Raw genomic sequence first — 25,277 nt, forward strand, 5'->3', positions numbered from 1 at the left:
CTTGTCGAATGGTTTTTAGTAAAAAGGGTCTCTTAAAAGTAACTATAGAAAGGAACTGATCTAAATATAGAGGGTCTAATCAAAGCTTTTCAAAAAGTACAAACTTCATCCCGTTTTTCTCATCCTTTCTTTCCAGTCCGAAATTATTCTGAGAAACAGTTTTGATCAAATCATCAATCGGAAGGATCAGTTTGTTATACGAACTGGAAGTAACAGTCCAACCTTTATCAGTTTTCTCATGATATATATCTGTAATATCTACTTTATTCTCAAGGAATTGTAGTTGGCAGGTGAAAATTCGAGATTCTTCAGAACGAACTACAAAAATACTTTTATCTCCAGGTTTTCCGTAACTCAGGTCTCTATAACCTAAAATTAATTTACTTCCTGGAGAAAGAAAACTAGACCAAAGACTTACAGTAGTTTCCCAATCTTTTTCTGATTCTAAATGAGTGATCGTATCCCCCATACACAAAAGGATTTCGGGAGAAACTCCTTGGTATAAGTCCCTGGATCTGATATCAGCAATCTTGGTTCTTATATTTGTATTTGGTTTTCTCGTTTTGATCTCGGATAATAATTTTTCGCTGAAGTCGATTGCTAAAACTTGAAATCCTAATTCTTCTAATGGAATGGATTGTATTCCACTTCCTGCTCCTAGATCCCAAGCGACTCCGTTTGCACGCGGAGAAATTTCAAATGATCTGAATAATTCCAATTGGTCCTTTTCTTTTACAGAAAGATCTCCCAACATCCAGGAATATTTATCAGCCAAAAAGTTTTCGTAATGTGATTCTGGAGATTGCATTAGGTTAATTTGTAGATCAGAACTTCTTTTTCTCTTCCTTTTACTTTCACTGGGGGAAGGGACTCAGCTTCTAAGAAATGTTTTACATGTTCGTAAACTGTATCTGTAGCCAAAATTTCACTTCCAAAGTCTTTATTCAATTGTTCTACTCTGGAAGCAAGATTGACCGTGTCTCCAATGATCGTGTATTCTTTTCTTTGAGAAGAACCTACACTTCCTGTCATTGCTTCTCCGAAATGTAAACCAATTCCAATTTTAGTTTCGGGGATTTTGCCGGAGACATTCATCTCCATTACTTTTTTCTGAATTTCTAATGCAGCAGAAACTGCATTTTTTGCATCCTTTCCATTGTCTGAAAGTGGGGCGCCAAATACCGCCATAAATCCATCTCCCAGAAACTTATTTATGATACCATTATGTTTATTTACGATCTCTATCATATCTTCAAATAATGTGTTCAAATATGAGATCACTTCTGAAGGACTTTTATCTTCTGAAAATTTTGTAAAGTTGCGAATATCCAAAAACATTACACATACATCTTTGTTTTCAGAAGCAGTGTCTGCCTTTTGGCTCATTAGTTTGTCTACTACTGATGGAGAAACATATTGTCCGAACATTCCTAAAATTTCGTTTCTTTCTTCCAAACGTTCTACTGAATTTTTAAGGATTTTTTTAAGTCGGAGTCCCACGAGTCCGGCGACAATCCCAGAGGCTAGGAACAATCCTGAACGCAAGTAGGTTGGGATCTTAGAGTAGAAGAAACTATACGCGGATTCCCCGCCTAAAGGAGAGTCTGGAACAAAAAATAATCCAGTGATCAAATATTGGACTGCAGCTATTGCCCCAGTAAAAAAGGAAAGTCCGAACTCCATTCTAAGGACTGAGAGTATTATAAAAATTATATATAGATTGGAAATAGGAGAATTTAAAGGAACGACTGGATGAGAATGTTTTTGGATCAAAATGAATAATATGATCCCTGGTAGAGAAGTTTCTATCAATGCGTTCCCGAATCTAGGTAGAAGTGGAAGTCTATATTCTCTTTTTTTCAGATAATTCAGTAATTTTAAAAATCCGAATTCGTAAACTGTACCGAAAACGAGTGTGCCTATCAATACCTCAAATGGGAATTCTATCCCTGTGCTTTGATTAAATTCCTTTTCTAAAAACAGGAATAGGATACTCCAAGACAATCCCGCGAGTCCGAAAGCAGCTAACAGGATCTTACTTCTGATTTGTTCACTGGCCAGGATCTCTTTTTCTAAGGTATTTGATAGGGTTTCGAAATGTCTGGATAACATGGATGATTCCTAAGAAGGGTGAGAATTTTCGAAGTATATTTGTCTCCTTCTATGTTTAAGCAAGAGAAAATTTTCCATGAAGAAAGTCCCAAATACTAAAGAATATTCCAAGACCAGGACCCAGTTCCTATCATAAAATGGAACAGAAGAATAAGTAGAATAAGATATGATCCAAATACTTGAAGCGACCAAGGGCCAAATTGTTTTTGTAAATACTGATCCTGCAAGGATCGGAAGAAAATACCAAGGATGTATAGTGCTCGAAAACAAATAATAAATTCCACATAAATGGATCCATACAGTTAGAAGGAAAACTATTTTGTTGTTTGTTTCGATTTTCGAAATTCTAAAAGAATAAAAACATATCGTAAAAATACTTAAAATGCCTAATATAATTCCGGTGGAATAAGGATACCAAGTAAGTTTGATCAGGTTTTTCAGAAGATAGTAAAATCCTCCGTGGAATTCAAATAATGTAAAATAAACTCCTATTCCTTTTCTCCAATGTTCTTCTAAAATTTTATCTCCTATATCTGAAAATAAAAACCAAATGAGTGCAGATCCAAAAATTAAAATATTAGCACTGAAGAAGAGTAAAATACTACGAGCTGTTGATCTTCTGCACCAATAAAAAAACAAAAAGGGGAGTGCTAATAAAGGGATTATTTTTGTTAGGATAGAAGCCAGGTAAAATATAGAACCTCTTAAAACTTTTCCTTTTTCCCAGTAGAGTATTCCTAAAAATAAAAAGAAGAATAGGATCGGCTCCGGATGACCGTTCCCAATTCCTTCCCAAAGGACGAGAGGATGGAGCCAGTATTTCAGACAATTCCCGGAACCTTCTTCTTTTTTTATTTTTGAAAATATATAAAGGATTCCTAATTCAAATAAAATTAAAATACATTTCCAGATGGAGATCGCCCAAAAAATAGAAATTCCTTTTTTTAAGAAGAATACAGGAACTAAAAATAAAAACTGCAATATAGGAGGGTAAACTGAGTAATAATTGGGAGAATTCATTTTGGAGATTAATTCCTTCTCCAAGTTTTGGTTGAATCCTAAATTTATATGTGTTGGAAGTTCTGCATAAGGGGATAAACCTTCCGAGACCAAAAGCCCATCCCATAAAAAACGAAATGTATCTTCCGACAAAAATACAGGAGTAAATAAGAACCAGATCCTAAGTAAGATCCCAGCCCAGATGCCCATCCTCTCTCTTCTCTCAGCAAAGAACTTTAAAAATACGAAATAGAGGCTTAGGCTAAAGAAAAATGCTCCGCAAAGTTGCCAGATATCGCTTCTTCCGAAGAATAATGGGAACAATGCGAGTGGAAGTGCCCAAAGTAGTAAAATTGTCGAAGTGCCTACAAAACCCCGGCAATTATTTGTATATCGTACAATTATATTAACCATTTTGTCCAATATAGCGAAAATATTCTTGAATTCCTGGGTGTCAAAGTCTAACTAGGCGAAAGGGTATCGGGCAAGAAGAATGATTCGAATCGGTAATTTTCCAGACACTGTTAATGAATATGCAGCAAGGACCGTTGCGGGCCTGGTTGTCATCTTAAGTTTGGCCGCAATAATTACGCAATCGCTTTGGTTGGTAGGAGCACTTTTCTACGGATTTTCGGCCAGAGTATTATATGGACCGAAGTTTTCACTATTTGCAAAACTTGCAATACATGTGATTGTACCGTTACTCGGTCTTGGATCTAAAACAGTTGCTGGACCTCCTAAAAGATTTGCGCAATTCGTTGGAGTTATCTTCAGCGGGACAGCATTCATTCTATTATTTTTAGGTCAGGTAGTAGCTTTCCAAGTTGTGCTTGGAGTTCTTGTACTTTTTGCAAGTTTAGAATCCGTTTTGGGATTTTGTGCTGGTTGTTTTGTTTTTGGATTTCTGATACAATGGGGCTGGATTCCGGAAGAAGTTTGCGAGAAATGTAATAATATCCAGTTCGCTATTAAAAAATAAATCAAAACGACGGAGGCCTTTCGTGGCTCAAGAAACAACTTATTACAAACCGGAAGATCTGAAAAAATTCGGAAATATCGGAGAATTCGAGCCTGATCTAGCAAAGAAGTTTTTCGACTATTACGGAGCAGTTTTTGCGGATGGAGCGTTGTCTGCTAAGGAAAAATCATTGATTGCTCTTGCAGTAGCACATGTAGTTCAATGTCCTTATTGTATAGATGCCTATACTACTGACACAGTAGAAAAAGGTGTGACCGAAGAACAAATCTGGGAAGCGATCCATGTTGGTGCTGCCATTCGTGGAGGAGCAACTTTAGTTCATAGCGTTCAAGCATTAAATAAAGTTAAAGAACTCGGTCTATAAGGAGTTTTTAAAGTATGAAATCCCTATTAGCAAGAGGGAGCGAGCTCGCTTCTTCCAAAGAACAATTGAAAATTCTTACGGAAGTTTCTGAAAAACTGAATCTGCCTAGTTTTTCTGAAAAATTAAAAGAAGCGGGACTCTATCCTTTGCGCCCTACTGGGGTGGACATACTTCAAGTGAACGTGGGGAAACTCTGCAACCAGACTTGCAAACATTGTCATGTGGATGCCGGTCCGGATCGCAGAGAGAATATGAGTAAGGAAACCATGCAAGAATGTTTGGTTGCATTAGCAACACCTGGTGTTACAACCTTGGACATTACAGGTGGTGCGCCTGAGATGAATCCTAATTTTAGATGGTTCGTAGAAGAAGCTTCTAAATTAGGAAAAAAGATAATGATCCGCTGTAATCTTACCATTCTTCTTGCAGGAGAAAAATACAAAGACCTTCCTGAATTTTTTGCAAAACATAAGGTAGAGGTGGTTTCAAGCCTACCTTATTTCCAAAAAAGAAGAACAGACGCGCAAAGGGGAGAAGGAGTATTCGATCGTTCTATAGAGGCATTAAGAAAATTGAATGCAGTTGGATACGGTATCCCAGGATCCGGACTTGTATTAAATTTAGTTTATAATCCTGTGGGTGCCTTTCTTGCGGGTGGACAATCCACTTTAGAAAATGATTTTAAAAAGGAATTAAAACAGGTTCACGACGTTGAATTTAATTCATTATTTGCTCTTACTAATATGCCTATCAGCCGTTTCTTGGAATCATTACTCGAAAACGATAATATAGATACTTATTTAGAAAAACTCGTAACTGCATTTAATCCTGTAGCAGCGACTGCAGTTATGTGTCGCAACACATTAAGTGTTGGTTGGGATGGAAGTCTATACGATTGTGATTTTAACCAAATGTTGGATATGAAGATAGAAGGTAAGGTAAGTAAAATATCTGAATTTAATAAATCGGTATTGGATTCCAGAGAGATCTTATTGCACCAACATTGTTATGGATGTACTGCAGGAGCAGGGTCTTCTTGTGGTGGTTCCATCGCTTAAGAAAAATTTAAAGAAACCTGCCTTTTTTTCCAAATAGCAAGCCAGAATGACAGAAATATATATCAATTTCTGCATTTTCTTAAATATTGAGATTGAAACTCAGACCCGTTCTTGAGAAACGAGTATAAGGAACGACTGTTCTGTGGAGACAAACTCAAATGAAACAAAAAGCTATTTGGTTATTATTGGTGCTTCTACTCTCGGCCTCTTTCGTTGATTGCAAGAAAGAAGAAGATGACCTAACAAACTTGGCCCTCTTGAATGCACTTGGAGGTGGGGGAGACTGCTTAGTAGACTTTCCTGGTAAGGCTGCTATCGGTGTAAACCGTACTCGCGTTTCTAAAACAGGGGTAGCGACACCAGTTACCTGGGGAAGAATTCCTTTCGTAAATCACCCGATTGCGATCGTAGAAATTTTAGGAGCACAATCAGGAGATACAGTAGTCTTTAACGGTGTAGACGTTGTGGAAAATCCACAAGCATCTGGAGAAGCTACAGTATACCAAGCATCCAATTGTCCTCTTGCTGAAAGTGCAATCATTAACGGATTTGATGCATTCAGCAGTACAACTTTTGGAGATTCAACTCCTGGACCATTCACTTGGACAAATACAGTAGACGGCTCTTACTACTTCCTATTATACATTGTAGGAACGTCCGAGATTTCAACTACCGTAACTTACTCCAACTAAGAAACTCTTTCAGGACCTGGTGGAATTGCCAGGTCCTTCTCTTACTTTTTCCCAGAACTTTTAATAATCGCATCTACCATCTCAGGTAAATCGTCTAACGCAGAAATTTTGCCTGTCAGTTTCCAGATCTGTAATACTCCTTCGTAACTCGCAAAAATTTTTCGAGCTAAAGATTGAGTGTCTGCGTTCTTAGGGATCTGCCCCTTCTTCTGCCTTTCCTTTAAATAGATAGAAAGAAAGTCCACAGTTCTCAGGGCCAATTTTTTAACTTCTTCAGAGATGGAAGGAGAAGTGGATGCTATTTGAGCGGCAGTATTTGCCATCGGGCAGCCTGCGAATTCGCTATTTCTGGTCTGCCTTCTAAGTATATGTGTCCAGGCCTGTATAAAATCCCTAGCATTCTCAGATCTGGATTGTAGTTTTTCTAAAAGGACGAGTTGTTCTTTTCCATAAAATTCTATATATGCCTTTCCTAATTGGTCTTTAGAAGGGTAATAATCATAAAAACTGGCTTTTGCAGTTTGGGATTCTTGGATGATCTGGTTAATCCCAGTATTTCCATATCCTTGGGTTTGGAAAAGCCTGACGGCAGTTTCCAAAATCCTGTCTTTTACCCCTTTTTCTTTGGTTGACATTTTTATTTTCCTGGGGTCTTATAACAGACAGACTTGTCTGTTCGAGCCTTTCTATATATAGAAAGACCGAAATATATTAAAATGCAAGTCTAAATCGGAGGTCTATATGTCTTCTTTATCCTCAGAAACCGAATCAATTGATATATCAGGAATTGCTTCCAGTGTAGAAGAAGCGATCTTTACCCGCCATAGTATCCGTGATTATCTTTCCAAACCTGTGGAAGATTCGGTGTTAAAGGAATTATTCTCCAAGTCTCTTCGTGCCCCGAGTTGGAAAAATAGCCAACCTTGGAAGGTGCATGTAGTAAGTGGAGCTAAACGAGATAGAATGGCGGAGTTACTACAAGAAAGGGCAAAACAATCGGAAACTCCAGTGCCTGATACAATTTGGCCTACCGGTTTTCCATCAGATGCAAAGCGTAGAATGTTCGATCTTGGGATGAAAATTTACGGTGCAGCTGGGATTGAGAGAAAGGATAAGGAAGCCAGGGATAAATTTATGCTCCGAAACTTCGAGTTTTTTGGAGCTCCTACAGCTGTGTTTATCACAACTGAATTTGAACTCAATTTTTATATCGCATTGGACATTGGCTGCTTTTTGAATACAGTTATGCTTCTTGCCAGAAGTTACGGACTGGGGACTGTTCCTCAGGCTGCATTATCCGCATTCCCTGAAGTGGTCCGTAAAGAATTGGGTCTAGCCGAATCCGAAAAAATAGTCTGCGGTTTAAGTTTGGGTTATCCTAAACCTGACTCAACATTAAATAAGTTTCATACACCCAGGGAAGAAGTTTCCGATTTGGTGAAATTTTACACTTAAATCTTAACGCAAAATTAACGCAAATCCTGGTCCCTCTCACGCGGGTTCGCATTGACGAATTCCAAAAAACAGGTTAGGTTTTTGGAATAGACGGAATGTTTCCGCCTGGGAGGAATTTTGTCTTATACATTTTTAATCGTTTTAGTTGTCGTATTATGTGGTTATCTTTCCTTCTCCATTTTAAAACCGGAAAAGTTTTAGGAGATCGATATGAACGGAAACGACTCAATCTTTTTCTTTTTATATTTTGCAGTTTTATTTCTTCTCTCTCCCTTTTTAGGAATTTATATAGCAGACGTTCTTAAGGGAGAAGTTTCCAAACGATTCCCATTCCTTTCCAAATTTGAGTCCTTCTTATATAAGATTTCTGGAATAAAGGAAGATCAAAATTCTGATTGGAAAGTTTATCTACTCGATATAGGGAATTTTACTCTTTTAAGTTTGGCCTTGGTTGTGCTCGGACTTCATTTCCAGGATCTTCTTCCTGGAAATCCTGAAGGTAAGCCTGCAGTTTCTTGGGACCTCGCTTGGAATACTGCAGTTAGTTTTGTAACTAACACAAATTGGCAGGCATACTCCGGAGAAGTTTCTCTCTCTTATTCGAGTCAGATGTTACTCTTAGGGGTGCAAAATTTTGTAAGTGCTGGAGTTGGGATTGCGGTGCTCGCGGCAATGGCGAGAGGAATGACCTCTAAGTCAGGCGAATCTTTTGGTATCGGTAACTTCTATATTGACCTAACCAGAAGTATATTATATATTCTTTTACCAATTTCACTCTTGGTTGCTTTCGTTTTGGTATCCCAAGGTGTGGTTATGGATTTTTCCCAATATATAAGTGCGATCGGGATAGAAGGTCAGTCTGTAAAAATCCCGCTTGGACCTGCCGCTTCTCAAATTGCTATCAAACAATTAGGAACAAATGGGGGTGGATTTTTTGGAGTAAATTCGGCTCATCCATTTGAGAATCCTACCGTTTTCTCCAATTGGGTCCAATGTATTTTGATCTTACTTCTCCCTGGAGCATTGCCTTTTGCTTATGGAAGATGGGTTGGTTCTTGGAAGGCGGGCCTTTCTATTTTTTTTGGAATGACTCTTCTTTTTGTTTTAAGTCTTTCCGTGTCTCTTTGGTCTGAAAGTAACTTCGCGGGAAATTGGGAAGGCAAAGAAACCAGATTTGGTGTGGCCCAAAGTATTCTTTGGGGAATGGCGACCACAGCAGCATCTAATGGTTCAGTGAATGCAATGCATGATAGTTTTTCTCCACTTTCAGGAGGATTAGCAGTTTGGAATATTCTTATAGGAGAAGTTGTATTCGGTGGTGTAGGTGTTGGACTTATAGGGATGTTATTCTATGTAGTCCTCACAGTATTTATTGCAGGACTCATGGTAGGAAGGACTCCTGAATATCTAGGAAAAAAGATAGAAGCAAAAGAAGTGAAACTCGCACTTGTTGGAGTTTTAATGCCAGGGCTTTGTATTCTTTTATTCACTGCATTTTCCCTTCTTTATGAATCTGCTCTTTCATCTCGAACAAATTTGGGACCTCATGGTCTGACCGAAATATTATATACATTTGCTTCTGCCTCAGGTAATAACGGATCTGCATTTGCAGGTTTAAATGCGAATACTCCATTTTATAATCTAACTCTTTCTTTCTGTATGTTAGTAGGAAGATTTGCAGTAATCATTCCTGCCTTGGGACTATCCGGTGCTTTATTGGGCAAGAGGGTTACTCCAAAGGGAGAAGGTACTTTCTCAACGGAAAGTCCTCTGTTTGTGTTACTTCTTCTTTCCGTAATATTCTTAGTAGGAGCTCTAACATTCCTACCCGTTTTGGTTTTAGGACCTGGAAGTGAACATATCCTTCTACATTCTGGTTCGAAATTTTAAGGTTTAATATTATGAAAAACAAAAGTTCTTCTTTTTTTCAAGATCCAAAGTCTTTACTGAAAGCAATTTTGGATTCTTTCGTGAAATTGGATCCGAGGGTTCAATGGAAAAATCCTGTAATGTTCATAGTGTATATAGGTGCAATATTAAGTTCTTATGATTTAGCCTTTCATCCTGTAAATTTGAGTTTTGGTCTACAGATTTCCCTTTGGTTATGGGCTACGGTCCTATTTGCCAATTTTGCGGAAGCACTGGCAGAAGGCAGAGGAAAAGCAAAAGCAGAGTCCTTGAAAAAATCAAGAAAGGAATCCAAGGCAAACAAATTAAATGGAAGTTCTGTTATTATAGTTCCTTCTTCAGAGTTAAGAACCGGAGACAAGGTAGTTTGCCAAGCAGGTGATCAAATCCCTGGTGATGGCGAGGTGGTAGAAGGTATAGCCTCTGTAGATGAGTCTGCAATTACAGGAGAATCTGCCCCTGTGATCAGAGAATCTGGAGGAGATAGATCCGCAGTCACTGGAGGCACAAAAGTTTTAAGTGATAAAATCGTAGTTCAAATCACAACTGATCCCGGAAAAACTTTTATAGATAAGATGATCTCTCTTGTAGAAGGAGCTTCCAGGCAGAAGACTCCGAATGAGATCGCACTCTCTATTCTTCTTTCCGCTTTATCTTTAGTTTTCTTGGTCGCGATAACATCTCTTGTCCCCGCTGTATTCTATAGCCAAAAGGAAGGTGGGGGAAATTTAGGACTTTCCGGTTCTTTTCCTGCGTTAGTTGGTCTTTTGGTGTGTTTAATTCCTACTACGATCGGTGGTCTTTTGTCCGCGATAGGTATTAGTGGCATGGACAGGCTCATGAGAAGGAACGTAATTGCTAAATCAGGGAGAGCAATCGAAGCAGCAGGAGATATAGACGTTTTATTATTGGATAAGACAGGAACAATCACTTTGGGAAATAGAATGGCTACCAGATTTGTTCCGGCTCCCGGAATTTCAGAAAAGAAAATTGCAGATGCTTCACAACTTGCGTCTCTCTCTGACGAAACACCGGAAGGGAGATCTATTGTAGTATTAGCAAAAGAAAAATTCGATCTAAGAGGAAGGAATTTATCTGAATTAGGAGGGAGATTCGTTCCATTCACTGCTAAAAGTAAAATGAGTGGAGTGGACTTTGATCTTGATGCAGAGGGAAAAACAAAACCTTCGATCCGAAAGGGAGCAGCCGAATCTATTCGGAATTATATTACAAGTTTAGGTGGAGAATATCCTAAGGAAATTTCTGACATAGTAGATGAGATCGCAAGAGAAGGAGGAACTCCTTTGGTTGTTTCAGAAGGAAGAGAAATTTTAGGTGTCATTCATTTGAAAGACATTGTAAAAGGTGGGATCAAAGAAAGATTTGCAAGGCTAAGGCAGATGGGGATCAGAACTGTGATGATCACCGGAGATAATCCTTTGACTGCGGCAGCTATCGCTGCAGAAGCTGGGGTGGATGATTTTATTGCAGAGGCAACTCCTGAAACAAAATTAAGACGTATCCGTGAAGAACAATCAGGTGGAAAACTTGTGGCTATGATTGGTGACGGAACAAATGACGCTCCGGCTTTAGCACAAGCAGATGTGGGTGTTGCGATGAATACCGGAACCCAAACTGCGAGAGAAGCTGGGAATATGATCGATCTAGATAGTAATCCCACTAAACTGATAGAGATTGTGGAGATAGGAAAACAACTTCTGATGACAAGAGGTTCTTTAACTACTTTCAGTATCGCAAATGATGTATCTAAATATTTTGTGATACTACCCGCTATGTTTGCTGGATTATTCCCAATAGGTGGAATAGGTGCTTTATCAATTTTGAATATTCTAGGTTTTGCAAGTCCTGAATCTGCGGTTTTAAGTGCAGTGATCTTTAATGCACTGATCCTTGTGTTTTTGGTTCCTCTCGCGCTAAAAGGTGTGAGTTACAGACCTGCGGGAGCTGATTCGGTTCTGGCTCGAAATGTATTTATTTACGGGTTCGGCGGTCTTATCCTTCCTTTTTTTGGCATCAAAGGAATCGATCTGATTTTAAGTTTTACTAAGGGAGTATTCGTATGATCAGAGCAGTTTTGCAATTAGGGCTTTGGACTTTTGTATGCGGTGTTTTCTATCCAGTTCTTGTATATGGATTTGCTAAGTTTACTTTTCCAAAGGCGAGCTCCGGCTCCTTGGTTGAAATAGATGGAAAGGTAATCGGTTCTGATTTACTCGCTCAATCTTTTGAGTCTCCAGAATATTTTCATTCTAGACCTTCTGCGATTGGATATGATCCTTCTTCTTCGGGTGCTTCTAATCTAGGGCCTACTAGTGCGCAACTTTCTAAAAAGGTGGAGCAAAGAAGAACTTACTGGGTTGCAAGAGGTGGAACCGAACCCGTGCCTTCTGAACTTTTATATTCTTCTGGAAGTGGGTTAGATCCTCACGTAAGTCCGGAAACGGTAAGTTATCAAATCCCATTAGTTGCGAAAACAAAAGGAATTTCAGAAGATATATTGGTCAGATTGGTAGAAGAGACAATTGAATCTCCTGAATTTGGACTATTTGGTCCGACTAAGGTGAATATTCTAAAGTTGAATCTTAAATTGAGATCCATTTACTTAGAAAAAAATATTCAGAAAAATTAATATTACCAGTGAGACCTGCAGAAGAAAATAGACCGGATCCGGATGAATTACTTTCTCGGATCGGAGGGGACGTAACTAAAACCAGAGGAAAATTAAAAATTTTCTTTGGTATGGCCGCAGGTGTAGGAAAAACTTTTGAGATGCTCCGAGATGCTCAAAAAGCAAAATCGGAAGGAATTGATGTTTGGATCGGTTATTTAGAAACTCATAATAGAAAAGAAACAGAAGCTCAAGCGGAAGGTCTTTCTATTATTCCCAGAAAAAGATCCAAATATAAATCAGTAGATCTGGAAGAAATGGACTTAGATGCGATTCTGGAGAAAAAACCGGATCTGGTATTGATAGATGAACTTGCCCATACAAACGTTCCAGGTTCCAGACATCCCAAAAGATACCAAGACGTTCTTGAAATTTTGGACCAAGGAATAAACGTTTATTCCACTTTAAATGTGCAACATTTGGAAAGTAGGGCAGGTATCGTAGAGGAAATTTCAGGAGCTCCCGTTTCTGAGAGAGTTCCTGATTCTATTTTAGAAATTGCTGATGAAGTAGAATTGATCGATCTGGTTCCTGATGATCTGATCAAACGTTTAAAAGAAGGAAAAGTATATCCTTCTGATAAGGTTCCGCAAGCCCTCCATTCATTTTTTAAGATTCCAAATTTGACTGCACTTAGAGAACTTTCTTTAAATTTTACTTCGAAATTGGTGGATAGCGAACTTTCTAGATTGGAACCAACTAAGGATTCCAAACTTTCGGATAAAATTTTGGTGGCTGTATCTTCTTCTCCCCAAGCCGCTAATTTGATACGTTATGCTAAGAGGATTGCATTCGGATTGAAATGCCATTGGGCTGCAGTGCATGTAGATGACGGAAATGTATTATCTACAGAAGAGAAAGATCTTCTTAGAGAAAACTTAGGCCTTGCTCGGGAATTAGGTGCAGAGATACTAAATTTTTCGGATAGAGATCTAGTTCTTGGGATCGTCCGAGCAATCAATCGGGCCAAGGCAACTCATGTTGTAATTGGTAGAAGTAGTAAATCTAAACTTTCCAGGATCTTTAAGGGTGGTTCTTTTATAGATAAACTGAGTGAGCAACCTGGAGATTTTCAGATACTCCTTGCTCCTACTAAAATCACTAAAGAAAAACTTAAATTCCGATTTGGATTTTTTACAAGAGGGACTAGATCGAAACCTGTTCAGTATTTTTTTTCTTTTCTGGCATTACTTGGGATCACTTCTTTTAATCTTTTATTAAATATTTTTGCAGGTTATTGGTCTATAGGGCTCGTATATCTATTTTTTATAATGTTCGTTGCCTTATTTGCGGGCAGAGGACCTGTTTTAATTACTGCGTCGTTGAGCGCAATCTTTTGGAATTTTCTATTCATTCCTCCTAAATTCACATTCTACATTGAAAAAGTTGAAGATTGGATGATGTTTGGGACTTATTTTGTATTGGCCTTAGTCTTAGGAGCATTAACAACAAGATTAAGAGACAGAGAAGAAGCTCTACAAACAGGAGAAGAAGCGCTATCCGGTCTTTATAGACTTTCGGTTGCATTATCTAAAACTCATAGCTTGGATGAAATTGTATCCGTTGCTGTAGAAACGATTGGAGATACATTTCAATCTTCTGTTTTGGTCTTACTTGCTGATCAGGATTCTTTACTTTCTCGAACTCCTCATCCTAAGAGTGGATTTAATCCGGACATGAAAGAATCTGCTTTGGCTGCTTGGACATTCCAAAATAGAAAACCATCCGGAAAAGATACGGATACTGTTCCAATGTCTAAAGGTTTGTATCTTCCACTTCTTACGCCAGGCGGTTGTTTTGGAGTTATTGGATTAGATAGAGAAAATAAGGAAAGTTTAGAATTAGAAGAAGAGAGTCTTCTATTCTCGATGTTAAACCAAGTCGCCTTGGCTTTAGAAAGAATACAGTTACTTGGAATTCGTGCAAACGCTAAGTTGGTAGAAGAGTCTGAAAAATTTTATTCTGCATTATTCAATTCGGTCAGTCATGATTTCAGAACTCCGTTAACTGTGATCCGTGCCTCTTTGGATCTATTAGAAACAAGTGATGGAAAAAACGAAAAAGAGAAGTCCGACTTATTCTCTGAGATAAGAATTGCTTATAAAAAGTTGGATCGATTGGTGGGAGATCTTTTGGATATGTCCAGATTGGAATCCGGAAGGTTGATGTTGGACCTCCAATGGGAAGATCCCCTAGACTTAATAAATGAAACAATTCGGATCGCAGACTATGAAAAGGGAGACCATATTTTATCAGTTCAAACGGATGAAACTATGCCTCTTGTTCGAATGGACAGAAGATTGATGATCCAAGTTTTAATCCATCTTCTGCAAAACGCATTTTTACATACTGAAAAAAATAGTGCCGTTATAGTAAGAGCAAGTGTTCCTAAGGATCATCTTTTGTTAACCGTAGAGGATAATGGACCTGGAATTCCCTCCGGACAAGAAAATAGAATTTTTGAAAAGTTCACCAAGGTTTCAGGGACTATCCAAGGAACAGGACTCGGACTTTCTATCTGCAAAGGGCTTGTGGAAGCTCAAGGTGGAAAGATCTGGGCGGAAAATAAACAAGAGGGCGGAGCCAGATTTCTAATCCGAATTCCAGTGCTTACTTTCCCTCCTTTGGAGGATTCGATTGTCTAGCCCAATCATAATGATCATAGACGATGAGATCCAGATCCGTCGGTTGCTTCGAGTCGCTTTTGAAAAAGAAGGTTATAAAGTAGAAGAAGCAATCTCTGTAGATGATGCATTATCAAAAGTTTATATGGTTCGCCCTGATAGTATTATCTTGGATTTGGGTTTACCAGAAAAAGGTGGAGAAGAATTCCTAAAAAAGATCAGAGAGTCAGGTTCTAAAATCCCAGTATTAGTACTAAGTGTTAGAGATTCAGAAAAGGATAAGATCTTTTTATTAGATAGTGGTGCGGATGATTATCTTACGAAACCTTTCGGGATCGGAGAATTACTTGCAAGGATTAGAGTATTATTAAGACATTCTTCTCCTGAAAAAACAGATGTTAAAGTAAGGATCGGACTTTTGGAATTGGATTTCGGAGCTAGAAAGGTTTTGAAAGAAGGTAAAGAAGTCCGTTTGACACCAACTGAATATTCTTTTCTGAAATTATTAGCCACTTATCCAGGAAAAATAGTAACCCAAACCCAAATCTTAAAAGAACTCTGGGGTCCGAACCAAATGGCGGAATCAGGTTATTTGAGAGTCTATGTAAATCAGATCCGCAAAAAAATAGAAAGGGACCCCGGTAATCCTGAAATTTTGATCACTGAACCCGGGGTGGGTTATTTTTTAAAATCAGACTGATAATTAAGTTTTCTTAATCTTTATAACGAACTAAGAATAAACCAGAGCCGTCTGAAAGTTCCCAATTCCTAAATTCGGTCTCTTCTTCCCAGGTTTCTAAATCACAGATCACTAAGTCTGCTTCAGAAAGTATCTGAGGATTTTCTCCCTTTAGGATAGTGATCTTTTCTTTTTTAAGAAGATTTCTTTCCTTTTGTGAAAATTGAGGAACTTTACCTCTTGGATCCCAGATAGAAAGTTTAGCGCCGATTTTCTTAGCCATCGCAAGAGCAAAACCTAATAGTTTTACATCCTTATCTGAGTAAACTGCTAAGATAAAACGATCTAATTCTTTTAATTTTTCTGCTACAAGTATCCCTGCGTTTGTTTCTGATTCGGAAAGAAGTGTTCTGATCTTTCCACCAAGTACATCGTCACTAAATAAGGATCTTGCTCCACCAGTTAGGAATATATTATAATTTCCTGATTGGATTGTTTTTAGTATATCTCTTGTGACATTATCAGAAGGTTTATATAGAGTGTTTAATTTGATCCCTAATTCTTTAGAAAGTTTGAATAAAGGTTCAAAACTTTTTTTCTCATATTTTTGAGCAGTTTTACCTGAGATCCAAGAATCAGGAGTGAGGTGAAGAGCTGTTACTGCTTTTGTTTTATTTCCGTTTTGGAATAAACCGGAGGCAAGCCTAAGTAGATCTACACCTCTGGAATGTAATGCGAATGCAAGTAGTATACCTTCTTCTCTTTTGTCTTTTACTACTGCAAAAATTCTCTCTATTAAATTCAAGCTTGGTCCGGTCATATATGTTGTGACCAATGCCATTAGCACCATCATGGAGAATATCTGAGAAGATAATACTCCGATATCATAACCGATATTGAGGACGATCAATTCCATTAGTCCTCTGGTGTTCATGAGTGCACCTAAGGATAAGGAATCTTTCCAGTTGTTTCCAGATGCTTTAGATGCGATTGTACTTCCTGCAAATTTTCCTACAATGGCAACTGTTAATACCATTGCAAAGTCCCACCATAAGTTCCCTTGGTTTAATAGACCAATCTGAGTCCTGATTCCGGTTAACGCGAAGAATAATGGAAGAAAGATCGCAGTACTTAAGTCTTCTACCTTTTCCGCTAAAAGTGTTCTGAGTTTGGGTTTGTCTGGCATAACAACACCAGCCAAAAATGCTCCAAACAATGCATGGATTCCGATTGATTCAGTGATCCAAGCAGACGCAATAGGGAAGAGTAAAAACAGAGCCACCGCCATTTTGGTGAATGCTTCTCTGTTTGTGAAAATTCCTCCTGCTCTATGCATTGCAGGTTGAACGATCTTCCACATGATGAGAACGTAAATGATTGCAAGGATTATGGTGAATAATGCTGCTAATAGTCCGCCTGCTTGCACAAGAGCGATCACTATTGCAAGTAAGCACCAAGCGGTCAAATCATCGGAAGCAGCACATGTGAGTGCGAGTCCTCCAAGTTTTGTTTTGGTAAGTCCTCTTTCTTGAACGATACGTGCAAGTACTGGAAAGGCAGTGATACTCATACCTATCCCCATAAATAAGGAGAAGGAGAGGAAGCTAACCTCCGGAGGAGCTAATGTTTTATAAATGGAAAGTGCTAAGATTGCACCTAATAAGAAAGGAAGAAGGATGCTCGCATGAGAGATAAGTATCGCAGAGTCTGCTTGGTTTCTAAGTATTTTTAGATCCAACTCCATTCCGACTACGAACATGAAAAATACCAGACCGATCTGGCTTAATAGTTGTAACGAACTTAAGGAAACTTTCGGAAATAAGAATTGATACTGTTCTGGGAATAATAACCCAAATAAGGATGGGCCTAATAATATACCTGCGAGGATCTCTCCGACTACGAATGGTTGTCTTACAAGAACTGCAAGTTTACCCATTACTCGAGTCGCTGCTATTACGACTCCGATTTGTAATAATAGAAGTGGAAGTGGTTCATGGAAACCCTTCCAAAGTTTTGCCCCAGCTTTTTTCCAAACATCTATTGGATCTTCTGTAGACTCGACCGAGGTTGAAGAACTAACTTCGATGTTAGTAACTTTACCAACTTCTAATGACTTGCCTTGTTTCGTTATGAAAGCAAAGGCTCCGAAAGAAAGTATTAATAGGGTGATATAGAAAATCGCGTTTCGTTTCATCCTTAGAATCAGAAACCCTCGGAATGTTGGAGTTCCTCCATACTATAAAAAAGGAAAGAATGAGAAAAGAATAATACTTAATTGGATGAAGAGAAATATTTTTCCCAAAAGCCTTTTTCTCTTAGATATTCCATGCCAAACTTTGCAGCCTCTAAGGGTGATAAGGTTTCAGATTCGCTTTCTATTCTAGATAAGAATAGATAAGATCTTTTTGGGCCCTTCCAAAAGAACCAATACCAAGAGACTGACCTTCCTTGGGCGTATCCTGTTGCAGAATCAGAATAAAAACCGGAGTAGTTCCCGAAGTTGCCATCTAATCTATGGCTGCCTGTTGGGTTTTTGATCTCTCCTGGATTTCTTTCTAGGCCTTCTAATACTGAGTTCAGATTTTTCTTTCTGACTTCTAACTCTCCGTTGAATAGTTTCCATAAGAATAAATAAAATTCTTCTGCAGTCCACGAATATCCTCCATCCATCCAAAAGGATTTAGAAGGTTCGAATGGAACCGATGTAGGAAGTCCAACAGAGTATAGCCAAGGTTTTAGTTTAGTGGTTCCAGTATCTGTCCATATCTTTTGGAAATACCAAACTGTGGAATTTTCCAAAGAGGTCCTTAGATTCTGTTCCTTCTGCCATCTGATGTAAGGGAATTTAGTTTTGTCCCAAGGAAAATATCCATGAGGATCTTTTAATGTTCCAAGTTCCAGTGCCGCGAGAGCAAGTACCGGTTGGAATACATACATAGAAGGGGAGCTTTTTTTACAGTTGTCTTCTCCCACTTTTAAAAGTGTGCCTTCTTCTATTTCGGCTAAAAATAGGCAGACTTTTTTATCTGAGAGATTGAGTTCTTCTTTTTGGATGATCGGCGAGTCGGTTCCTGTTTTTACGGAACAGGAAAGAAGAAGGACCGCAAAAGAAAAATATAATATTCGCCTCATGAAAACCAGGCGTAAATCGTAAGATAAGTAACAAATAATGAAAGTGGGATGTAAAACATCAGAAAAATTTTTCCGATCTTTCTCCAATCCGTAACTGTGTATTTTTTCACGAATTCGATCATTTGTTCCTGATTCATAGCGTACAACTCACTCGAATCATTCCAGCCGAAAATATTTCCTGCGAGTCTTCCGATCATTTCGTCTTTATGAGCTTGTATGGTATCCCAAGCTTCTGCCTTTTCGGAGGAATCTGAAGAGAGAAGTTGGAGAAACGCTTTAGGAACTAAGAATACTCTTCCAATCATTAGGCTTGAGGCCCTTGTAAATAATCCCAAAAAGAACATCGCCGAGAAGAGTGGATTTTCTCTCTTGAACCAAAATACGATCCCGAGACTTACCACATAAGCTCCGTATCCTATATATAACCCGGCGAGCTCGAATCTTCGATTCGTTTTTTTCTCTTTTAAAAATTCTTCGTACAATTGAGAGGATACGGTTTTCATTCTCTTATCAATCCGAGCTTGGACTTCTGTAAATTTCAGGATCTGAATGCTACGATTTTTGGATTCGGTAAGGAGACAAGTATTTCTGATCTCACTTCCGCCATTCCTCTCTTATGTCTCAGGCATGATTATAAAAAGCAAAACTGAAAATCTCATCTTCTTCCGAAAATAAGAAAAAAGAAAAGGCGGAACGGATGAGCGGCGCAGTTCGTAAAAAAGAAAGAAAGATACTCACCGGTGAATTTTGGACATCTAAACAAAGACAGGCTCATCCAATCCATTATGTAGTTAGCTACAGAGCTTCGTTTAAGCCTGAATTGCCCGCCTTCTTCATCGGGAAATATTTAGAGAATCGAAAAGGAATCGTATTTGATCCTTTCGGCGGAAGAGGGACCACAGCGGTCCAAGCAAATTTAGAAGGTTATGCTGCTATCCATAATGATATCAGTCCAATGTCCTTATTCTTAGCGAAGTCCAGACAGACTGTACCTTCTATCGAAAAACTGGAAAGAGCACTTGATTCTCTCAACCTGAGCTCTAAGGTTAAAGAAGAAAAAGAAGACGAGGGTCTTTTACATTTTTATCATAAAGATACTTTAAAAGAAATCAAGAACCTGAAAAAGGTCCTGGCTGATTCAGATTCTCCTGAACTTAGATATTTGGGTCTGACTGCATTGTCTAGGCTTCATGGACATAGTAACGGATTCTTTTCGGTATATAGTTTTCCTCAGATCTCTATTCCTCCTTTGGCTCAAAAAAGAAATAATGAGAAGAAAGGAGTCGTTCCTGATTATAGAGAGATCAAACCCCGAATTCTTCAAAAGATGAGAAGGGACCTGAAAGAATCTCTTACTCCTTTTTATCATGAGTTTTCTTCCAGAAACGAATATACCAATCATTCTTCTTTGGATCTTTTTGGTTTAGAAGACGATTCAGTGGATCTTGTAGTGACTAGCCCTCCATTTTTGGACAAGGTAAACTACGAAGAAGACAATTGGCTAAGATATTGGTTTCTAGATATAGAACTGGAGAAGGACCAGAAGCCAAGTATATTCGCGACTCTTGCTGGCTGGTGTGAATTTATCCAAGGGACCTTGGCAGAACTTTCCAGAGTGGTAAAACCTGGTGGAACAGTTGTCATGGAAGTAGGAGAAGTTCGAAAAGGTAAAACAGTCTTCAACCTGGATGAATACGTGATCAAATGTGCAGAATCGACTGGCCTTGTTTGGGAAAATACATATATCAACGACCAGAAGTTTACGAAACTTGCCAATTGCTGGAATGTTTCGAATAACGAAAAAGGTACAAATTCAAATCGCTGCGTGGTTTTCCGGAATCTGAAGTAAGAGTTCCTACCTTCTACTTCTTCCTAAAAACCTGTATTTTGTCTCAAAAATCCTTAAAACCCCTGAGGATTTTTCGGGAATGGCCGATAGGTTAAGGGAATCGAGGTATAAACTCAAATGATGCGTTCCCTTTGGACAGCCGCGACCGGAATGATCGCTCAGCAATTTCATATAGATACAATTTCCAACAACTTGGCAAACGTGAATACCACCGGTTTTAAAAAGAACCGTGCGGATTTTGAGGACTTAGTTTACCAACATATGGTTTTGGCAGGAACTCCTGCTACTTCCGTGAGTGAAATTCCTACAGGTGTGAATGTGGGTCATGGTGTGAGAGCAGCTGCTTCTCAGAAATTATTCGAGATCGGTTCTTTTCAGGCTACAGGTAATAAACTGGACCTTGCAATCACAAGCGAGATGGGATTTTTCAAGATCCAAATGCCTGACGGAAGTTTTTCTTTTACTCGTGACGGTTCTTATAAGATAGATTCTAACCAGCAAGTGGTAACATCTAACGGTTATTTGTTGGAGCCACCACTTATTCTTCCGGAAGGTGCAATCCTAAACACTCTGATGATCTCCGAGCAGGGAGAAGTTACAGTTAAAATTGGAGCGGATATCCGTCCTACTGTGATTGGTCAGGTGGAATTATATCGTTTCGTGAACCCTGCGGGTCTCCAAGCAATCGGTAAAAACTTATTCCAAGAAACTGTTGCTTCTGGTCCTGAAATTCCTGGAACTCCTGGTATGGAAGGTTTCGGGAATGTTCTGCAAGGATTCTTGGAGATGTCTAACGTTAAAATCGTAGAAGAGATGGTGAATATGATCGTGGCTCAAAGAGCTTATGAGTCTAACTCTAAAGCCATCCAAACTTCCGATAACATGTTATCTACTGCGATCGGACTGAAACGTTAATTAATATGAGTTTCCGTTTTTACATTTCGTTCTGTATCTTGACCGGTCTATTTGTATCCGGTTTAGGGAAGATAGAAGGAATGGAAGCGGTTTATCTACGTGGAAAACTTCTAACTCAAAAGAAAGAAGTTTTATTGTCCGAGATCGCTAAACTTCCAGACGGAATGAAAGACAAGGTTGTATTAAAAAATCTGAATGCACCTGTTGTGATCCGCCCTGAAAACTTAAAAGAAATCCTGGCAGGCATTCCGGTTTCTGGAAAAGAAACATTAGTATTACCTTTGGATTCTGAATTGGATCCGGAAGACTTAGAAGAAAGTCTTAAAAAAGAAGTTTCTAAACTTCCTCAGGATAGAGAAGGGGATTTTAGAATTTCCTATCTGAGCGGAGAAAGGTTTGTCCCAAGTCAAGGTGTTGAACTGAAATGGGCAGGACTTCCTCAAGTCATTCATCCTGGACAAGTTGTTGCTTCTTTGGATTTCTATTTCGAAAATAGAAAGGTCCATACTCAAAGAATTAAATTTAAATTGGAAAGAAGAACAAACGCACTCTTTGCCAAAAAAGAGATCCATAAGGGACAAAAACTACAGGCTGAAGATCTGGAAGAAAGAACTGTCTATATGGAAGAATCTTTTACTGACGGAATTTCCGGTAAGGATATAGGCTCCACCGCACTGAAGGATCTACTTCCAGGGGAACTTCTCCGCAAAAAACAATTTAGATTTCTATTCGATGTACAAAGAGGCGGGGATGTAAACCTTGTTTATACCAAGGGGAATCTCGTGGTAAAATCCAAGACAAAAGCATTAAGTTCCGGTAATATTGGGGAGATCATAGACGTTACTTCTCATTCCAAAGAAGGGAAAATTTCTGCAAGAGTGGTGGAGAAGGGCACAGTCCTTTTAGAGAATTGATATGATCCGTAGTCTGAAATTTATACTTCCACTTTTATTTTTATCCGGAATGATCGCTCTATTTGCACAGGATCTTTCTCAATGGCAGGATAAAAATCCTTACTCCAGAAGTCAAAATCTGAAAGTGGGAACTACTATATTCGTAAAATTGAAAGAAGGTTTTACTGCAGAGTTTGAGATTGAGTCCACTGCAGATGAGAATATTACTATCAAAGCTGTTCCTGATAAAAAAGTGATCCCTGAGAATCCTACATATAATACGGACCGCACAATCGTTCGTAAAAATAAAGGTAAGATCAAATCATTAGGAAAGTTAAAGGGAAATCTGACTGCTGTAGTAACAGCGATAGATACAAATACCGGCCTTTTAACTTTACAAGGACAACGTTCTTCTACATATAATGGGGAACCTTCTCAAGTTCTTTTGACTGGAAGATTATCTCCTGAGTTTATTTCCAGAGACAATTCTGTGGATGCTGATCGTATTGCTGATTTGCAGATCCAGTTTACTGGCCGAATTGAACCTAAAAATTTACAACCTCCTATTACTTTAAAAACGATCAATAACCCTGATGGAACTGTAAGTGTTAAGGCAGAACTGTCAGAAGAAGAAAAACAAAGATATATTCTGGAACAGTTGAATCGTTTATTAGGAGAATCTAAATGAAAAGAGCAGTTTTACTTTTTTTAATATTCTCCTTGTCTCTTTCTGGGGCAGAAGTTCGCTTAAAGGACTTAGCTAAGATAGAAGGGATTAGAGATAATCAGATTACCGGTTATGGGATCGTAGTTGGGCTTCCTGGTACTGGAGATTCTAAAACTCCAATGACTACTGAGAGTATGAAAAATTACCTCAAGAACCTGGGAGTAGATGCGAATCTAAAGCCAGAACAAACTAAAAACATAGCATCCGTATTAATTACTGCTAATATTCCTTCTTACGCTCGTAAAGGTGATAGATTAGATGTGACTGTATCTTCTATAGGAGATGCAAAGTCTTTGGAAGGAGGAGTTCTTCTCCAATCTCCTTTAAAAACTGCAAACGATAAAATTTATGCGGTTGCAAGTGGAGTTATCTCTTTCGGTGGGAAAGAAAACACTGCAGGTGGACTCGGAAGAGCTTCCAAAAAGACTGTTGGGATAGTTCACGCAGGTGCAATAGTAGAAACTGAATTGAAGGAAGATTTCTTTTCCAATCAAAGAGTGGTCATTCGTTTAAATAGCCAAGACTTCTCTTTGATGAATAGTGTAGTGAATCGTATTAAGGAAACTGTTCCTGAAAAATTCGGATTGAAAGCAGAATCCATCCAAGCTTTAACTCCTTCCGAGATCGTTATAGAAGTGGGTGCTGGATTTTCTGCTAAGTCTCCAGGACTTTTAAATCTTCTTTCTGATCTGGAAAACATTACTGTAGAATCTAATCCAAGAGCAAAAGTAGTGATCAATGAAAGATCAGGAGTCATCGTGATGGGTGGAAATATCACAATCGATGAAGTTGCAGTAGCTAGATCCGGATTAAGTCTTTCTGTCGCGGATAAGAACAGAAGGCCTTTGAGACTGAGCGGAGAAAAACCCCCTACTAAGGAATCTTTCGTGATAGAGGAGGCCACTCAGGTCTCAGATGTAGTGGAAGCATTGAATAAAGTAGGAGCTTCTACAAAAGATATTATAGCAATTTTAGAAGCATTGAAGGCAGCAGGTGCTCTTCATGCAGAATTGGAGATACAATAATGATAGATAAAATACAAGACTATCGATCTAAATTGGATCTTACTGAAAGACCGGAAGTCCAAAGACTTTTACGTGAAGAAAAAAACACAAAGCCTGGTCAAAGTTTTCCGGATCAATTAAGAGAAGAATTTAATAATACTTTATCCGGAAAAATTTCTTCTTCTGAAGTGAGAATGCCTCATAATATTAAAGAAGAAATTAATGCTGACCCATATCGTAAAAAGTTATTCGATGCTTCGGGTGAATTCGAATCCATGTTCGTTAAAATGATGTTGAAAGAAATGAAAGCGACAGTTCATAAGTCTGGACTCATTGATGGCGGATATGCGGAAGAAATTTTTGAAGATATGCTTTATGACGAATATTCTAAAAATCTATCTGCAAATTCTTCTTTGGGGCTTGCAGAACAGATCTATCAGTCTCTATCTTCTAATCTTACGCCGATCTCTAAATTGGATTCGAAAATTTAATTTCCTTCCTTCTCCCAGGCTCTGACAAATCCTTTCGCAGAAAGATTTTTTGCAGCCTGAGGACTTACTCCAAAACTTTTTAATACCAGAGTCATCATTTCGCGGTCGTGAGTGTTATCCTTTGCACGGCCTTCTAAAATATTACGAATTCCGTAATGTAATGCTCCTACAAATAAACCCAGAGCGGATTCTTCCGATTCGATTTGGAATTTTCCGGATTTGATCCCGTTTTTTAAATCGTTTCTGGGATAACTTAATAATAAGTCGCTCATTCTGGGTGCGACAGCCGCAATCCTGATCAAAGCCCAGGCCCATTCGAAATCGTTTCTGGCTTTCTTAAAAAATAGGATACCTGCGAGAGCCATTCTTTCTGCGGGATCTTTTAGATCCTTCATACCGATCTCGACTTCTTCAGCGAGACCTTCAATCAATGCAAGAGAGGAAGCTTCGAGTAATTCTTCCTTAGTTTTGAAATAATTATAGAAGGTTCCGTTTGCAACCTCTGCCTCAGCGCTCACTTCTGCAATGGAAGTTTCCGCTGCGTCCTTCTGGGCAAATAGGCGTAATGCTGCCTTCATAATTTGGGCACGTGTTCTTTCTCGTTTCGGGAGCAATTTCTTTTTGGGAACTGAGGGCATTCTCTGAATATATATATGAGTCCATCTTTCTTTTCGCAATTACATTTTTGAGAGGTCTCTCAAAAATGT

The 25,277-nt window shown here is 38.7% G+C and carries 25 protein-coding genes; 17 read left to right on the plus strand and 8 right to left on the minus strand.

The features are described 5' to 3' along the window. Nucleotides 1-79 precede the first annotated feature (79 nt). The 3 genes from CH362_RS17220 to CH362_RS17230 are packed head-to-tail and all read right to left on the minus strand — an operon-like array spanning nucleotide 80 to nucleotide 3,321. Nucleotides 80-808: a class I SAM-dependent methyltransferase gene (locus CH362_RS17220; RefSeq protein WP_100711557.1), complete on the minus strand. Its 729-nt coding sequence runs from the start codon at nucleotides 806-808 to the stop codon at nucleotides 80-82. Continuing rightward, entirely contained in the window at nucleotides 808-2,112 is a 1,305-nt protein-coding gene (locus CH362_RS17225) for an adenylate/guanylate cyclase domain-containing protein (RefSeq protein ID WP_100711558.1), read from the minus strand. Before CH362_RS17225 ends, CH362_RS17220 begins: the two co-directional genes overlap by 1 nt. 9 nt (nucleotides 2,113-2,121) lie before the next feature. Further along, nucleotides 2,122-3,321 carry an MptA/MptB family glycosyltransferase gene (locus CH362_RS17230; RefSeq protein ID WP_244280630.1) on the minus strand — a complete coding sequence of 400 codons (1,200 nt, stop codon included), beginning with the start codon at nucleotides 3,319-3,321 and terminating at the stop codon, nucleotides 2,122-2,124. A gap of 283 nt (nucleotides 3,322-3,604) precedes the next feature. On the opposite strand from CH362_RS17230, the gene CH362_RS17235 reads away from it, so the two are divergent. The 4 genes from CH362_RS17235 to CH362_RS17250 all read left to right on the plus strand — a co-directional run bounded on the left by CH362_RS17235 (nucleotide 3,605) and on the right by CH362_RS17250 (nucleotide 6,204). Continuing rightward, nucleotides 3,605-4,090: a DUF4395 domain-containing protein gene (locus tag CH362_RS17235; protein WP_100711560.1), complete on the plus strand. Its 486-nt coding sequence runs from the start codon at nucleotides 3,605-3,607 to the stop codon at nucleotides 4,088-4,090. A 22-nt stretch (nucleotides 4,091-4,112) separates the two neighbouring features. Then, entirely contained in the window at nucleotides 4,113-4,454 is a 342-nt protein-coding gene (locus CH362_RS17240; protein WP_086449178.1) for an arsenosugar biosynthesis-associated peroxidase-like protein, read from the plus strand. Between the two features lie 14 nt (nucleotides 4,455-4,468). After that, complete coding sequence (arsS, locus tag CH362_RS17245; protein ID WP_100711561.1) at nucleotides 4,469-5,512, plus strand: arsenosugar biosynthesis radical SAM (seleno)protein ArsS; 1,044 nt, start codon at nucleotides 4,469-4,471, stop codon at nucleotides 5,510-5,512. A gap of 158 nt (nucleotides 5,513-5,670) precedes the next feature. Continuing rightward, on the plus strand, nucleotides 5,671-6,204 hold the full coding sequence (locus CH362_RS17250; protein WP_100711562.1) for an LIC20153 family lipoprotein: 534 nt from the start codon (nucleotides 5,671-5,673) through the stop codon (nucleotides 6,202-6,204). A gap of 41 nt (nucleotides 6,205-6,245) precedes the next feature. Here the strand turns inward: CH362_RS17250 and CH362_RS17255 are convergent, their stop codons facing one another. Beyond that, nucleotides 6,246-6,839, minus strand: coding sequence for a TetR/AcrR family transcriptional regulator (locus CH362_RS17255; protein WP_100711563.1), 594 nt, complete (start codon nucleotides 6,837-6,839; stop codon nucleotides 6,246-6,248). Between the two features lie 106 nt (nucleotides 6,840-6,945). On the opposite strand from CH362_RS17255, the gene CH362_RS17260 reads away from it, so the two are divergent. The 7 genes from CH362_RS17260 to CH362_RS17290 all read left to right on the plus strand — a co-directional run bounded on the left by CH362_RS17260 (nucleotide 6,946) and on the right by CH362_RS17290 (nucleotide 15,580). Continuing rightward, nucleotides 6,946-7,659 (plus strand): nitroreductase, encoded by a 714-nt coding sequence (locus CH362_RS17260; RefSeq protein ID WP_100711564.1) that lies wholly within the window; start codon nucleotides 6,946-6,948, stop codon nucleotides 7,657-7,659. Between the two features lie 117 nt (nucleotides 7,660-7,776). Continuing rightward, complete coding sequence (gene kdpF, locus CH362_RS17265) at nucleotides 7,777-7,860, plus strand: K(+)-transporting ATPase subunit F (RefSeq protein ID WP_100711565.1); 84 nt, start codon at nucleotides 7,777-7,779, stop codon at nucleotides 7,858-7,860. A 9-nt stretch (nucleotides 7,861-7,869) separates the two neighbouring features. Beyond that, on the plus strand, nucleotides 7,870-9,549 hold the full coding sequence (gene kdpA / locus CH362_RS17270; RefSeq protein ID WP_100711566.1) for a potassium-transporting ATPase subunit KdpA: 1,680 nt from the start codon (nucleotides 7,870-7,872) through the stop codon (nucleotides 9,547-9,549). Nucleotides 9,550-9,560: 11 nt separating this feature from the next. Further along, on the plus strand, nucleotides 9,561-11,651 hold the full coding sequence (kdpB, locus tag CH362_RS17275; protein ID WP_100711567.1) for a potassium-transporting ATPase subunit KdpB: 2,091 nt from the start codon (nucleotides 9,561-9,563) through the stop codon (nucleotides 11,649-11,651). After that, nucleotides 11,648-12,217 carry a potassium-transporting ATPase subunit KdpC gene (gene kdpC / locus CH362_RS17280; protein ID WP_100711568.1) on the plus strand — a complete coding sequence of 190 codons (570 nt, stop codon included), beginning with the start codon at nucleotides 11,648-11,650 and terminating at the stop codon, nucleotides 12,215-12,217. Before kdpB ends, kdpC begins: the two co-directional genes overlap by 4 nt. Nucleotides 12,218-12,225: 8 nt before the next feature. After that, on the plus strand, nucleotides 12,226-14,901 hold the full coding sequence (locus CH362_RS17285; RefSeq protein ID WP_100711569.1) for a sensor histidine kinase: 2,676 nt from the start codon (nucleotides 12,226-12,228) through the stop codon (nucleotides 14,899-14,901). 10 nt (nucleotides 14,902-14,911) lie between these two features. Then, nucleotides 14,912-15,580, plus strand: coding sequence for a response regulator (locus CH362_RS17290; protein ID WP_100711570.1), 669 nt, complete (start codon nucleotides 14,912-14,914; stop codon nucleotides 15,578-15,580). Between the two features lie 13 nt (nucleotides 15,581-15,593). On the opposite strand, the gene CH362_RS17295 is transcribed toward CH362_RS17290, so the two are convergent. The 3 genes from CH362_RS17295 to CH362_RS17305 form a co-directional block, all read right to left on the minus strand. Then, on the minus strand, nucleotides 15,594-17,753 hold the full coding sequence (locus CH362_RS17295) for a cation:proton antiporter domain-containing protein (protein WP_100711571.1): 2,160 nt from the start codon (nucleotides 17,751-17,753) through the stop codon (nucleotides 15,594-15,596). A 77-nt stretch (nucleotides 17,754-17,830) separates the two neighbouring features. Then, on the minus strand, nucleotides 17,831-18,691 hold the full coding sequence (locus CH362_RS17300; RefSeq protein ID WP_100711572.1) for a penicillin-binding transpeptidase domain-containing protein: 861 nt from the start codon (nucleotides 18,689-18,691) through the stop codon (nucleotides 17,831-17,833). Beyond that, the gene (locus CH362_RS17305; RefSeq protein ID WP_100711573.1) at nucleotides 18,688-19,194 is read right to left on the minus strand and encodes a hypothetical protein; all 507 of its coding nucleotides are present in this window, start codon (nucleotides 19,192-19,194) and stop codon (nucleotides 18,688-18,690) included. The genes CH362_RS17300 and CH362_RS17305 overlap by 4 nt, the downstream gene beginning before the upstream one ends. 194 nt (nucleotides 19,195-19,388) lie before the next feature. Here CH362_RS17305 and CH362_RS17310 point away from each other — a divergent pair, with 194 nt between their 5' ends. From CH362_RS17310 to CH362_RS17335, 6 genes are all read left to right on the plus strand, one after another. Beyond that, nucleotides 19,389-20,540 carry a DNA methyltransferase gene (locus CH362_RS17310; RefSeq protein ID WP_208859608.1) on the plus strand — a complete coding sequence of 384 codons (1,152 nt, stop codon included), beginning with the start codon at nucleotides 19,389-19,391 and terminating at the stop codon, nucleotides 20,538-20,540. Nucleotides 20,541-20,657: 117 nt separating this feature from the next. Further along, nucleotides 20,658-21,455 carry a flagellar basal-body rod protein FlgG gene (gene flgG / locus CH362_RS17315; protein WP_100711574.1) on the plus strand — a complete coding sequence of 266 codons (798 nt, stop codon included), beginning with the start codon at nucleotides 20,658-20,660 and terminating at the stop codon, nucleotides 21,453-21,455. Nucleotides 21,456-21,460: 5 nt separating this feature from the next. Continuing rightward, on the plus strand, nucleotides 21,461-22,369 hold the full coding sequence (gene flgA / locus CH362_RS17320; RefSeq protein WP_100711575.1) for a flagellar basal body P-ring formation chaperone FlgA: 909 nt from the start codon (nucleotides 21,461-21,463) through the stop codon (nucleotides 22,367-22,369). A gap of 1 nt (nucleotide 22,370) precedes the next feature. Beyond that, a complete protein-coding gene (locus CH362_RS17325; RefSeq protein ID WP_100711576.1) occupies nucleotides 22,371-23,036 on the plus strand; it encodes a flagellar basal body L-ring protein FlgH in 666 nt (221 codons plus the stop codon). Continuing rightward, the gene (locus tag CH362_RS17330) at nucleotides 23,033-24,100 is read left to right on the plus strand and encodes a flagellar basal body P-ring protein FlgI (RefSeq protein ID WP_100711577.1); all 1,068 of its coding nucleotides are present in this window, start codon (nucleotides 23,033-23,035) and stop codon (nucleotides 24,098-24,100) included. The genes CH362_RS17325 and CH362_RS17330 overlap by 4 nt, the downstream gene beginning before the upstream one ends. Beyond that, a complete protein-coding gene (locus CH362_RS17335; RefSeq protein ID WP_208859609.1) occupies nucleotides 24,097-24,570 on the plus strand; it encodes a rod-binding protein in 474 nt (157 codons plus the stop codon). The genes CH362_RS17330 and CH362_RS17335 overlap by 4 nt, the downstream gene beginning before the upstream one ends. Here the strand turns inward: CH362_RS17335 and CH362_RS17340 are convergent. Further along, a complete protein-coding gene (locus CH362_RS17340) occupies nucleotides 24,567-25,148 on the minus strand; it encodes a TetR/AcrR family transcriptional regulator (protein ID WP_100711579.1) in 582 nt (193 codons plus the stop codon). The two genes, CH362_RS17335 and CH362_RS17340, sit on opposite strands and share 4 nt — an antisense overlap. Between the last annotated feature and the right edge of the window lie 129 nt (nucleotides 25,149-25,277).

The organism is Leptospira saintgironsiae (genome assembly GCF_002811765.1).
GTDB classification, from domain to species: Bacteria; Spirochaetota; Leptospiria; order Leptospirales; family Leptospiraceae; genus Leptospira_B; species Leptospira_B saintgironsiae.